The following is a 13055-nucleotide window of genomic DNA, read 5'->3' on the forward strand; positions in this document are numbered from 1 at the left end:
CGGTACCCGCTCGGGAGAGCCGGCGCCTACGTAGTGGTCTGCAGGGGCTGGACGCCCAGCCCCTGCAGCTCCCGCACCAGGTCGGCCCGTCCGCTGATGCCGAGCTTCACGTAGATGCGGTGCAGGTGACCCTCGACGGTGCGCACGGAGACGCAGAGGGCCGCCGCGATGTCCCGGTTGCTCTCCCCACCGGCGACCAGGCGCGCTACGACGTCCTCGCTCCTCGTGAGATCCGTCAGGCGGCGCGCGCCTCCCGGGACCTCGAAGGACGTGCCGGTGAAGGGCGCGCCGTGCCTGCCGAGGCGCCGCGCCGCCGTCCGGATGTCGGCGTGGGTACCGGACTCCGCCTGGACGTCCCGGGCCCGCGCGGCTGCCTCCAGGGCGATCAGGGGGAGCCCGACGGCGGCAGCGCGGTCGGCGACCTCCCCGAGCGCGGCGCCGTCACGGGCACCGGCGGCCCTGGCGACGCCGGCGAGGATCAGCGCTTCGTCCCCCTGCAGGTCCGCGGCGACCAGGGCCAGGCGCTCGGTGGCCCCGGCCACACCGAGCAGGACGGCGAGCACGAGGATGTCCTTCTCGCAGGCACGGAGGTCGGGAGGCCGCACCTCGTCGACCAGTGCCGCGAAGCGCGTGGGCCGCTGAGGACCACGGGACTCCAGCGAGCCCGCGGCCGCGGCGAAGGCGCGGCCCATGATGCCGAGGTCGAGGCGCCCTCGGGGCGGTAGCGCCCGGAGCTCCTCGATCAGCGCCGTGGCCTGCTCCGTCTCCCCGAGGACCGCCGCCCCCCAGGCGGCCACCCCGACGGCGTAGGGCAGCAGGAGCTGCCGGTCCACCCTGCGCAACCGGGCGAGCGCCGGCACCAGGGCCTGCATGCCGGTCCTGAAGTCTCCCCGCCGGAGAAGCACGATGCCCCGCAGGGCCTCCAACGGGCCGAAGGGCAGCGTGGCGGTCTCCGCCTGCCCGAGCGCGGCGAGCGCGTGATCGGCCGCCCCGGCCTGTGCGAGGACGAGCACGTGCTGGGTCAGGACGTCCTCGGCGACGTGGGCGAACCGATAGGGGTCGGCGATGACGGCGTCGAACGCGGCCTGCGTGCACCGCGCCGCCTCGACCGCCCGGCCACGGAGGCCCAGGGCTCCGCCGCGCAGGGCGAGGGCGACGGCGCGCAGGTCCCCGAAGGGTTCCGGGTCAGCCGCGAGGAACCGATCCTCCGCCAGGAGCAGGTCCACGGCGGCGGGTTTCCCCTGATCGAGGAGGAGCTGCGCCCTCAGCAGGTCTGCTCCCACCGTGGTCCCGGCGTCGGCCGTGCCGGGCTCGACGTGGCTTGTCCGGACGGACTCGAGCAGTGCAACGACCTCGGAGGCGGGTGCGCCGGCCAGCCTCATCGCCGTGCCCTGCGCGACGACGACGGCCCGCACGGGCGCGACGTCGGCCGCGGCGTCGTCGGACCCGTCCTGCACACGGATCCCTGCCCCTGCATCCCGATCGGCGAGCAGCCGCACGGCCTCCGCCGGACGGCCCCGCGCGGAGAGCAGGCGTGCGCGTTCGACGGCGATGCCGGGCCCGGACCCTGCGGGGACGGCGTGCAGGAACTGCTCCGACGCCGCCAGCCGACCCAGCCCGGTGGCGACCCTCGCCGCGTCGAGGAGCATCGCCGCCTCGACGGGTGCCCCCGTATCGAGCGCCCACTCGAGGTGGCGGAGGCGGTGGCACCCGTACGGGGGGACGTCGAACGCGGGACCGCAGAGCCGTGCGCGTAGCAGGGCCTTCCGCCCGAGGGGCAGGACGGCCCGGATCACCTCGCCGTACAGGCCGTGGCGCAGCGTCAGATAGCGGGCGTCGGCCGGATGCGCGGCAACGAACCGCTGGTCGATCAGCGTGCGGACGGCCTCGCTCCCGGTCAGGCGCTCGACGTCGGCTGCGGGCACCGCGCCACCGAGCGCGAGGAGGTCCATGGCTGTGCGCTGGGCGTCGGGCATCGGTGCGAGGATCGACGCGACGAGATCGGTCAGAGCGCCGGCCGGCCGGGGTCGCACCGGGTCGACGTGCCATCCGTCGCCCTCCCCGGACTGCGCGCCGTCCGGGGCGAGGTGTCCGAGGACCGCCTTGAGCAGCATCGGGTTGCCGCCCGTGGACTCCCGGAGGCCCAGGAGGGCCCGGTGGCCCAGCGGCCCGGTTCCCAGCGGCTCAGTACCCGCCGGTGCCGGTCTCAGCGCGTGCTCCGCCACGGCGCGCAGCGTGGCATCGGTGAGCGGTTCGAGGTGCACCCGGTCCAGGTAGCCCTCGCCGGCGAAGCCGTGCAGCCCGGAGGAGGGGGTGAGGGAGTGGTCGGCGAACGCGATCAGCCGGACCACCCCCATGACCACGAGCTGCGTCAGCACATGTGTGCTCTCCTCGTCGAGGAACTGCGCGTCGTCCACCAGCACCGCGCAGGCACCGCCGCCGTCGGGTCTGTGCAGGCGCTGCCGCGCGGTGCGCAGGAGCGGGATGGGACTGGTGAAATCCCGTGCCGGGACACCGGCGAAGAAGTCGCCGAGGGCGCCGTAGGGCACCGAGTGCAGCGCGCGGGCTGCGCGCACCACGTGTCGGGGACGGGCGGCGGGGATGGCGCGCTCCAGCGCCCGGAGCAGGCAGGTCTTCCCCATGCCGGTCTCGCCGAGAACCAGTGCCCCCAGCCCGTCATCGCGTTGGAGGACGTCGAGCAGCGCGTCGACGACGGGTTGCCGGCACGGCAGCAGATCGTCGGTGCGGAGAAAGTTCACCGAGCTCCGACCTGGACGAGGTCGGCGAGTTCGCCGCGGGCGCTCACGTGGAGCTTGGAGAAGATCTGGTAGAGGTGCCCCTCGACGGTCCGGGTGGTGACGCCGATCGTCAGGCCGATGGCCCTGTTGTTCTCCCCCGCGGCGACGAGCTGTGCGACCTCCCGTTCACGCCGGGTGAGGCGTTCGAGCGCGGCGCCCAGCTCCATGTCCGTGGTGTCCCCGAAGAGCCGGCCGGCCCGCCGCTGGACGTCCCGGAGGACTCCACGGCCGCCGGAGAGCTGCGCCGTCTGCAGCGCCTGGGCCGCGCATTCCCGTGACAGGCCGCGGTCACCGGCGAGCGCCGCGCTCTCCATCGCCCGGGCGAACAGCTCCGCGTCCGAGGCGCCGACGGCCTTCGCGTACAGCGCACAGGCGGCACCGTAGGCTCCCTCGACGCGACCGGCCGCAGCGGCCAGGGCCCCGGCGGCCCGGGTGTTCCCGGAACGGACCTCGGCCAGCCGGTGCATCATTGCCAGCAGCGAGACCCCCTGTGTCTCGGCCGCCTGTGCGAGGAGGCGGAGCCGTGCTGCGGTCTCCGACCGCGGGTCGCGGGGCCCCGCCGACACCGCGCACAGATGGCTGACCACGGCGGTTGCGAGCCACGACGTCGGACGCCCGGCCTGTGCACGGGGCAGGTGGCCGATCGCCGCGTCCCCTGCACCGGTCGCGGCATGACTGTAGGCGAGCGCCGCCGACGCAAGCGGGAGGAGACCATGCGGGTCGAGCAGCTCGAGCTGCCGTGACACCGGTAGGAGGAGCGCGCGCGCCCGGTCGGGCCGGCCCTGCAGGGCCGCCCCCACCCCGGTGATGAAGTCCTGCACCGTGTCGTGCCCGCCCGCAGGCCGGGATGTGCGGGCGTCCGTCGCGGCGCCGGGCGCCGCGCTACCCGCGCTGTCGGCGCTGCCGGCCGCGTACTGGGCGGCCGCGATGCGCAGGCGTGTGACGTCGAGTACCCGCCGGCTGGTCGTGGACGCGGTGAGGCGCCCCTGCAGGACCAGGGCCAGCTCGGCGGCGGCCAGCTGTTGGTCCGTCAGCGCGAGGGCCTCGCACAGCAGCCCGTCACCGAGCGTCTCGTGGTCCGGGGTCCATCCCGTCCGGTCTGCGCCCTGCAGGAGCCTGACGACCGCGGCGTAGTCGCCGGTGAACGCGGCGTCCTCGGCACGTTCGAGGGTCACGTGGCCGCGACACTCCAGGAGCTGCCGTCCCGGACGCCCTACGGTCCCGGGCTGCCGCTCCGCGCGGGCGAGGTGTCCCTCGGCGTCGTCGAGCAGCGCCACCCGCACGGCAGGGAGGCCGCCGGTGAGTCGTGAGGTACGGCTGCGCAGCAGGAGGAGGGCTATCTGACTGGAGACGGACGTGCCGGCCATTGTCTCCGGGTCGTGCGCCAGCAGGGCCTCCGCCTGGTTGCCGTGGCCGAGATCGAGGGCGGCGGCGGCCGCTACCAGCCGGCGTTCCGGGTCCTCGTCGGTATGCAGGGAGGCCCAGAAGAGTGCCCGCTGATGGAATCCGAGGAAGGAGCATCGACGCGCCGCCCCGAGGGACAGACCGGCCGGGATCGGGAGGCCTGCGGCGAGCAGCCAGTCGGCGTGCAGCATCGGGTCCAGCCCCGCGGGATCGACCACGGGGCGACCGGGTCCGGCGGGATCGACCACCGCGGACCTGCCGACAAGCAGCGCGTGCAGCATCGCCGCCTCCCCCGCCGTCGTCTGTTCGCGGACAGCGGCCGCGAACAGCGCCGAGCGCAGGGACACGGTGCCTGCTCCCCCGCTGGTCCCGGTCTCGATGAGGGGCTGCAGGGCGTCGAGGTGGGCCGCCTCCGCTCCCGGCCGGAGCGCCGCTGACGACGACGCATCGGACGGTCCGTCGGACGGCGCACCGGTCGGCGCATCGGTCGCCACGTCGGGCCCGCTCGCGAGCTGCCGGACCGCGAGTGTGGGAAGCGAACCGGCGAACGCGAGCGCCCGCACGATCCGCTGCTCGCACTCGTGCAGGGCACCGAGGGTGGACCGGGCACTGTTCATCACGGCGGACGACACGACGATCCGGTCCGACGTGGCGACCCACGCCCCGCCCTGCAGGGTGATCCCCTGATGGGGCATTTCCTCGAGGGCGGCGGAGAGGTACCGGGCGTTCCCCTCACTGGAGAGCTCGAGCAGCTCGACAGCCTCCGCGGACACGGGCGCCCCCAGCGCTGCCGCGGCGATGGTGCGGATCTGCGGCCGCGTCAGGCCGGGGAGGTCGAAGCACTCCAGGTCGCCGTCGCGCCACAGGTCCGAGAACGAGGTGTTCATGGTCCGGAGCGATTCGGCGGCGATCAGCACGGACGCCGTCCCGGCGATCACGAGCCGGCTGATGACCATCGCGGACTCGGCGTCGAGGTGGGCTGCGTTGTCGATGGCGAGGATCACGGGGCGGCCCTCGGCCTGCTCCTCGAGGAGTGCACGGACACCCCGGATGATGGTCAGCGGATGCTGGGTGTCCTCGGACTCGAGCTCCGCGAGCAGGAAGGCGATCGCCCGGTAGGGCTCGGTGGACGCGCGTTTGGAGGCCCAGATCCGCACCATGTGGTGGGTTCGGGAGGCGCGGTGGGCGACAGCCCGGAGGACCGCCGTCTTGCCGCTGCCTTCCTCACCGAGGAGCACGGCGCCGATCCCGTCCGGAGCCGTGATGCGCCGCAGCACGGCGTCGACCAGGTCCGTCCGCGCCGCGAAGAAGGCCTGCTCTCCCTGTGAGCCCGCCGCGGGGGTCCCGGACAAGGGCGAGTCCGTGCTGACGAAAGCGTGCGTTCGAGACTCCACAGTGGTGCCGTCCTGTTCCCCAGAGAATGCAGCGAAAGACCTGCACTCACACTAGGAAGACGGCGTGCTGCTAGCACGAGTGGGACCTACCGAGGGTCGGAAACGGGCTACTCGTTTAACCCGCTCCGGGGATCGGAGAACCACTCGGAAACTGGGGCCGGGACTACGCAGACGGAGCCGGCGGCGACCCGACCCCCGTCTCCGCAGCCGGCTACTTCTGCGGGTGGAATTTCTGCTGGGCTTCGAGCAGGCCGTCACGGATGAGGAGTTCGACGGCGTCCGCGGCGTCGTCGAGCAGGAACGGCAGCTCCTTCTTCTCCACGGTGCCGAAGTCCTTCAGGACGAAGTCCGCGGCATCCTGGCGTCCGGGAGGGCGTCCCACGCCCACGCGCACCCGGTAGTAGTCCTTGGTGCCGAGGGCCTTGCTGATGTCGCGCAAGCCGTTGTGGCCACCCTCCCCGCCGCCGAGCTTGAGCTTCAGCGTGTTGAAGGGGATGTCGATCTCGTCGTGCACGGCGATCACATGATCCGGCGCCACGTCGTGGAAGCGGGCCAGGGTGGAGACCGGGCCGCCCGTGATGTTCATGTAGGTGAGCGGCTTCGCCAGGACCAGGCGAGGGCCGCCGATCCCCAGGCGCCCCTCGAGGGTGACAGCCTGCGCCTTGGACGACGTGAAGCGGCCGCTCATGCGGGAAGCGAGCAGATCGAGGACCATCTGGCCCACATTGTGGCGGTTGCCCGCGTAGCCGGGCCCGGGATTCCCGAGCCCGGCTACGAGCCAGGTGTCAGAGGACACCGATCCTTGCTTACTTCTCGTCGCTGACGACGGCGTCGGCATCTCCGGCGGTCGCGCCTTCGGCGGTGGCCTCGGTGTCGACGTCGGTCTCCTCGGTCTCGCCCAGGTCCTGGACGGTGGGAGCCATCAGGTTGACCACGAGGGTCTCGGGGTCGGTGAGGAGCGTGACGCCCTGGGGCAGCACGATGTCCGAGGCGTGGACGTGCTCACCGATCTGGTGGCCCTCGATGCTGACGGTGAGGGTCTCGGGCAGGTGGGTGGCTTCGGCCTCGACGAGGACCGTGTTGGCCTCGAGGTTGAAGACGACCTCGGGGGCGGGCTCGCCTTCGACGTGGATGGCGACATCCACCTGGACCTTCTCGCCGCGGCGCACGGTCAGGAGGTCGAGGTGCTCGACGATCCGCTTGAGCTGGTTGCGCTGGATGTCCTTGACGAGGGCCAGGTGGTCCTCGCCGTCGATGTCCAGGGTGAGCAGGGCGTTGGGGGTGCGGACAGCCAGGGTGGTCGCCTTGGCGGGCAGCAGGATGTGGATGGGATCCGCGCCGTGGCCGTACACGACGGCGGGGATCATGTTGGCGCGGCGGGCCTGGCGGGCCGAGCCCTTGCCGAATTCGGTGCGGACGTGTGCTGCGAGCTTCTGCTCGGACATGGCTTCTCCTGAAACGATTGCGGCTCCCCGCGCGGTTGCGGGAACACTGGGACGAGAGCCGGGGCGGAAGGAACACGCGAGTGGGGCAGTCGTCTAGAAACCAGTCGAGTCGCTAGCCACCGTCGATCACGGAGTACGACCGGATATCGTGCAATCCGGCCCGCTCCCTCGCCTAGGCATCGGCTCCATCGTACAGGACCGAGGACTGCCGGCTGTCGCCGAGCATCGGCCCTGCGGGGCGTCTCCATGATTCCTTAAATGGGAAGAGGCCAGCGGCAGCTGGGGACGGAGTCTTGGTCTCAGGAAGACTCCTTTGCCGCTGGCCCCGATCCGGGACCCGCTCTTCATGCGAGTAAGGGCCGAAGCCCTGCAGTTGAAGCTTCATCGGTTCAACAAATGCAACCCTACGCAGGTCATCGAGATCGCTCACCAGTGCTCAATACTCGTGTTCTTGGCGACACATACGCGAGTTGCTGATGCGCACCACTTAAAGAGGGCGTGCCGACTACGCAGAGTGCCCGTGGCGCTCAGTGCTCGTCGTCGTACGCGTTCATCTCACCCTCGAGCTCCTCACGGGTGGTGATGCCGAGTTTGCCGTAGATGCGGTACAGGTGCCCCTCCACCGTGCGCGTGGACAGGACGAGCGTCTCCGCGATGGCGCGGTTCGTGGCCCCGTTCGCCGCGAGCCTGGCGATCTCCCGTTCCCTGGACGTCAGCTCGTGGGAGCGGCGCAGGTCCCCCTCCTCGTGCGGCAGCACGCCTTCGAGCAGGGACTGACGGCGGCGGACGGCCCGCAGGGCCATGCGCCGGGCCCTGCCGTCGCCCTGCTCCTCGAACAGGTGCATGGCCGTCGCCGAGGCCTCCGCTGCGATGGGGATCTTCTGGAGTCCCTCCGCGCGGTCCGCCACCGCGAGAAGGGCGTTGGCGTCGTGGTCGGCCAGGGCATGCGCGTACCGGGAAAGGACCTGCGCCTCGGAGCCCTCGAACTGGTCGGCGAGTTCGGCGAGGCGCCACGCCCGCGCCGTGTCGCCGAGCACCGCGAGCAGTTCCAGCACGTCCTTCTCGCACGAGCGGAAGGAGGCGTCCTGCGCCGCCTCGGCCAGTGCCTCGAGCCCACGCAGGTCGCCGGCGCCGTCGGGCGCCCCAGTTCCCGCTGCGGCCAGGAACGCCCGGCTGAGCAGGAGCAGCGGGCGGCTGCCGACCGACGCCACTGCCTCGAACTCATTGTCGAAGGCCGCCGCCGTTCCGGACTCCCCCAAGGAATGCGCGGCCCACGCTGCGATGCCCAGCGCATAGGGCAGCAGCATCTCGGAGTCCACCTGCCGGAGGGACGCGAGGGCCGGCTCGAGGAGGTGCAGTGCGGTGCGGAACTTGCCCCTGCGCGTCTCGAGGACGGCCTCGAGCGCCGCCAGTGGGCCGCCCAGGTAGTCGAAGCTCACCACGGTGCGCTGCCGGTACTCCTCGAGCGCCTCCTGGGCGGCGGCGAACTCCCCTGCATGAATCAGGGCGCTGACGTACCGTGCCACGACGCGCGGACGCAGGTACTCGAGCTCTCCGCTGGAACGGTCCACCGCATCGACCGCTGCCCGGAGCTCCGCCAGGGCCGCGTCGCAGTGGCCGGACGATGCGTCGATCTCACCGCGGAAAAGCAGCAGGAGCACCGGCAGTGGAGACCCGGGCTCCATCCCCACGGGAGGGATCACGGTGTCGAGGGCATTCGCTTCGGCGTGGGCGGCCTCGAACTCGCCCTCAAGGATCCACCCGAACAGATGGAGCAACCGCAGTGCCTGACCGGCGGGCTCGGTCTGACCTGTCGGCTCATGTGCTTCGCCCTGCCGTTCGGCGCACGCGTCGGCGATCGTGTGGATGTCGCGCGGATCATCGCCCCGCTGGACGCACGCCAGTGCCTTCAGGACGGCGGCCTCTGCCGCGATGACGGGACCCGCCGGACCCGCCAGGACGTGGTCCAGCAGGTCGACGGCGACCGCGTATTCCCCGAGGGTGACCCGGACCCGTGCCTCCTCGACAGCGCCGGCGCAATCCTCCCCCGCCGCCCGCGCAGTGCGCGCGAACCGTAGGGCGGAGTCCGGGCTGGAGACGTGCGCCGCGGTCCGGGCCGCACTCAGGAGGACGGCCGGCGGCACAACCGCACCGCAGTCGAGGGCCCAGTCGAGATAGTCGATCATGCCCTCGGCCACGGCAGGCGGCACCGCGTCGTCGTCGAACACGCGGCGGCGCAGGTCCGCGCTACGCCCGGCGGGGACGAGCGCTCTGACGACGCGCGCCATCATGGGGTGCGCCACCCTGAACGGGCTGGTGGACGAACCCGGGGCGCGCAGGAGCCCGCGCCGCACGAGCTGCTGGGCCACCGTGTCCTCCGCGATGACCGTCAGCTGCGCCAGCGGGATGCCGCCGCTGAGCGCGACGACCTCGTAGGCGGTCCGCTCCTGCTCCGTGAGTTCCTGCAGCAGGGTCTTCGCGAGATCCATCAGCGGCGCGGAGGGCGGATGGAACCGCCCGGACAGGCACCACACGCCGTCGCGCGCCACGAGCTCGCCGGTGGTGGCCGCGTGGTCCAGCAATGCGCGCAGCATCAGCGGGTTCCCCGCGCTCTGCCGGGCGAGATAGTGGCCGGCCCCCTGGGACAGACGCCCGCCCTGGATCGCCTCGCACAGCGTGACGGCGTCCGCTTCGGAGAGCCCGAGGAGGTCCACCCTGCTGATGAAGCCGTCCGTATAGAGGGAGAACAGGTCTCCGGCCCGCGGCGGCAGGCCGTCGGAGAAGAGGACCACCTTGATGATGCGTGAGATGACGAGCTGGGTCAGGATGTGGCTGCTGTCGTCGTCGAGGTAGTGGGCGTCATCGACGACGACGACAGCGTTCCGGCCCTCGGAGGCTGCCCGGAAGTAGGCGACGAGGGCGCGGAGGGCGGAGAGGGAGGAGTCGAGCGTCTGGGGTGTCGCGTGGGAGAGGTAGGGGCCGAGTGCCCCGTACGGCACGTCGGCGAGGTTCTCCGTTGCCCGGACGAGGAAGAACCGCGTCTGGTGCGGGTCGACGTCGGTCATCAGCCGCCGAGCGAGCGCGCTCTTGCCCGTCCCGAATTCGCCCACCACGAGTGCGCCGTGCAGATTGGGATGGGACAGCGTCTGGGCGATGGCACTGATGGGGCGATGGACCCCCACGAGGGGGATCCGCCCGCCGTCGACGCTCATCCGAGTGGTGCCGGGAACAGCTCCGCGAGCTGGGAGCGGGAGGACACGTGCAGTTTCGAGTAGATCTGGTACAGGTGCCCCTCGATCGTCCGGACGGACACGCACATGGCCTCGGCGATCTCCCGGTTCATCAGGCCGCCGACCGCCAGTTGGGCGATCTCCGCCTCCCGCGGAGTGAGGCAGTCGAGCTGGGAGGTGGGGCCGTTGGCGTCCATGTCGGCCAGGACGCGCCGCGCCCGCTGCTGGACCTCGCGCACCGTCGACTTGTCGCCCAGGGCGCGCGCCGCGTGGAGGGCCGAGCGGGCGGCATCCCGCCCGAAGTTCTGGTCCCCGCCGGCGGCGGCGAGGTCCATCGCCTGCAGGAGCACCTCGGCGTCGCGGTGGCTCACACCCTTCGCGAACGTCTCGCACAGGTGCGCGTAGGGTCCCTGCACGCGGGCGGCGACATCGGAGACCTCCGCGAGGGCTCCGCTGCTGCCGAGCCGGACCGCGCTCGTGAACGCGGACAGCGCGAACAGGGATGCACCGCGTTCCCTGTCGCTCCGCCCAAGGGCCTGCAGTTGACGGGCAGCGTCCGGTTTCGCCTCACGCAGTCCGACACTGAGGAGTTGCAGCTGGGACGCGATCCGGCGCACCAGCCAGGGATCGCCCGCAGCGGGTTCCGCGTGCACCAGGAACGGGATCGCGGCCCTGATGTTGTCCGTGATCGAGTGGCAGTAGGCGATGGCCGTCGCGGCGAGGGGGAGCACACGCTGCGGGTCGCCGACCCGCAGTTGATCGAAGGCGGGCGCCAGCACGGCCAGCGCATCCTCAGGGGTCCCGTACCGGCCGCGGACGAGTCCCAGGGCCAGCTGCACGGCCGAACTGTGGAACATCGCCGCGCTGTCCGTGTCCGCCAGGTGGAGCCTGCGTGAGCCCTGCTCCCAGGAGCCCGTGGCGCTGTAGATCGCGATCAGGCGCAGGTAGGCGAGTTCCCGGATCCGGGACGGGACGTCGGGCTCCTGCAGGCGGTCCGCCAGCGAATCGGCGAGTTGCAGGGCCTCCAGCTGGTTCTCCAGCATGGCCCACGCCTCGCCCAGCAGGATGTCACCCGCGATGCCCTGCTCGGCGCGCAGTGGGACCCCGGCCGAGCGGAGGGACAGCACGAGATCCCGCGCCTCGGCGAACCGGCCCTGCAGTGAGGCGACCTCGGCGCGGGCGATCACGACGTCCGCCCGGAGCCGGGCGCGTTCCTCCGGGTCGAGGCCGGCCTCGGATTCCAGCCGTTCGTCGGCCTCGTCGAAGCCTCCCTCCACACCGCCCAGCCCGAGCCGGTGGCGCAGGAGGACACCGGTGAGGAGCAGTGGCACCGCGTCCGTCGCCGGCGCATCGTCGAGCAGTGGACCGATGAGCACCAATGTGTTGCCGGCGTCCTGGAAGCGTCCGGTGAATGTGAGTGCCCTGAGGCGCTCGACGGCGGCGGCGGCCGACAGGCGGTGCTCATCGCCGAGCTCGGCGTACGCGACGGCGTTGCAGTACCGGCCGGCCCTGTTGGCCGACCGCGCTGCGGCGAGGGCGATCCCGGCGGGGACCGGGCGCTGGCACTTCAGCAGCCATTCCGTATGTCGCTCCGGGTCGAGCAGGTCGCCGAGCCGGGCGCCGTCGACCCACTGCCCGTACAGCTCGCCGGCACGCTGCGCGGAGAGGGACGCGGCCGTGCCCGCAGCGATCACGGGGTTGTGGAACTCGACGAGCTCCTGGTCCGCATGCCTCACCCCGAGCAGGCCCGCGGTCTGGAGGGCGTCGAGGTCGGTACTTCCCGTGATGGCCTGTGCGACGGCGAGGGGCAACCGTCCCGCCAGCGCGACGACGTGGGCGATCTCCTGCTGCCCGGCGGGCAGCTCCTCGAGGATCAGCTGGGCCGCCTCGGCGATCTCGGTCGGGACGAAGGTGCTGCCCGGCAGGAGCACCCAGGTGTCCCCGTGCCGCACCACGCTGCGTCCGCGGACCGCCCGGATCGAGGCCTGCAGGAACCGCGCGTTCCCGCCGCTCATGCGGTACAGCAGCGCCGCGGCCTCGGCACTCACTGCTCCCTGCAGCTCGGCGGCCACGAACGCCCGCGCCTCCAGGGCATCGAACGGCGCGAGGTCGAAGCGGCGCAGGGAGCCGTCCCGCCAGAGACCGGCGAACTGGGGGTCGGCTGCGGCGAAGTCCTGCGCCGTCAGCAGCACGCTGGCGGTTCCTCCGAGCACGAGCTGCCCGATCAGTGCGGCCGAGGACGGATCGAGGTACTCGACGTTGTCCACGGCGAGGACCACGCGGCGCCCGCGCGCCTGCTGGTTCAGGAAGTCGGCGACGGCACGGAGCACCATCACGGGATGCTCGACGACGTCCGCCTCGAGTTCCGAGAGGAGGAAGTTGACCGGCCGGTAGGCCTGGTGCCGGAAGCCCCTGGAACCCCGGATGCGGAGGACGTAGAGGGTCTCAGCACTGGAGGACAGCACCTGCTGCACCACGGCGGTCTTGCCCACGCCCGCCTCCCCCACGAGGACGGCGCCGACCGATCCGGGGGCGGTCAGGGCCTCACCGACAGCCCCGAGGACATCCGCGCGACCGACGAAAGGAGGCGCGTCGTCCGGTGCGAGGCTCGGGCCCGGGCGTGTGCCGGGGCCGTGGCCCGGGATGGATCGAGCAGCTGACAGGCCCTGGACACTCGCGGCCATGGGACCACATCCTAAGTTCGAAGGGGGGTCGTTCGCCTCCGAGCCTAGGAAGAGTAGCGACGAGCTACACGAGTAGCACTTACGGGAGTTGCACTCCACC

6 protein-coding genes are annotated in these 13055 nt (G+C 72.0%); all 6 read right to left on the minus strand.

All coding sequences use genetic code 11. The features are described from left to right. Nucleotides 1–26: 26 nt before the first annotated feature. Entirely contained in the window at nt 27–2759 is a 2733-nt protein-coding gene (locus IWX63_RS03360; protein WP_199276723.1) for a LuxR C-terminal-related transcriptional regulator, read from the minus strand. Continuing rightward, the gene (locus IWX63_RS03365) at nt 2756–5554 is read right to left on the minus strand and encodes a helix-turn-helix transcriptional regulator (RefSeq protein ID WP_199276724.1); all 2799 of its coding nucleotides are present in this window, start codon (nt 5552–5554) and stop codon (nt 2756–2758) included. Before IWX63_RS03365 ends, IWX63_RS03360 begins: the two co-directional genes overlap by 4 nt. Before the next feature lie 253 nt (nt 5555–5807). After that, entirely contained in the window at nt 5808–6392 is a 585-nt protein-coding gene (gene pth, locus IWX63_RS03370; RefSeq protein WP_334685591.1) for an aminoacyl-tRNA hydrolase, read from the minus strand. Between the two features lie 10 nt (nt 6393–6402). Continuing rightward, nucleotides 6403–7041: a 50S ribosomal protein L25/general stress protein Ctc gene (locus tag IWX63_RS03375; RefSeq protein WP_199276726.1), complete on the minus strand. Its 639-nt coding sequence runs from the start codon at nt 7039–7041 to the stop codon at nt 6403–6405. Between the two features lie 527 nt (nt 7042–7568). Beyond that, complete coding sequence (locus IWX63_RS03380; RefSeq protein WP_199276727.1) at nt 7569–10253, minus strand: helix-turn-helix transcriptional regulator; 2685 nt, start codon at nt 10251–10253, stop codon at nt 7569–7571. Next, nucleotides 10250–12955: a helix-turn-helix transcriptional regulator gene (locus tag IWX63_RS03385; RefSeq protein WP_199276728.1), complete on the minus strand. Its 2706-nt coding sequence runs from the start codon at nt 12953–12955 to the stop codon at nt 10250–10252. Before IWX63_RS03385 ends, IWX63_RS03380 begins: the two co-directional genes overlap by 4 nt. Nucleotides 12956–13055: the final 100 nt, after the last annotated feature.

Source organism: Arthrobacter sp. CAN_A2 (genome assembly GCF_015752045.1).
Lineage (GTDB): Bacteria > Actinomycetota > Actinomycetes > Actinomycetales > Micrococcaceae > Arthrobacter_D.

Excerpts from the sequence above, each read along its gene's own strand:
- IWX63_RS03380 (WP_199276727.1), bottom strand. The coding sequence starts at position 10,253 with ATGAGCGTCGACGGCGGGCGGATCCCCCTCGTGGGGGTCCATCGCCCC.
- IWX63_RS03385 (WP_199276728.1), bottom strand. The coding sequence starts at position 12,955 with ATGGCCGCGAGTGTCCAGGGCCTGTCAGCTGCTCGATCCATCCCGGGC.
- IWX63_RS03375 (WP_199276726.1), bottom strand. The coding sequence starts at position 7,041 with ATGTCCGAGCAGAAGCTCGCAGCACACGTCCGCACCGAATTCGGCAAG.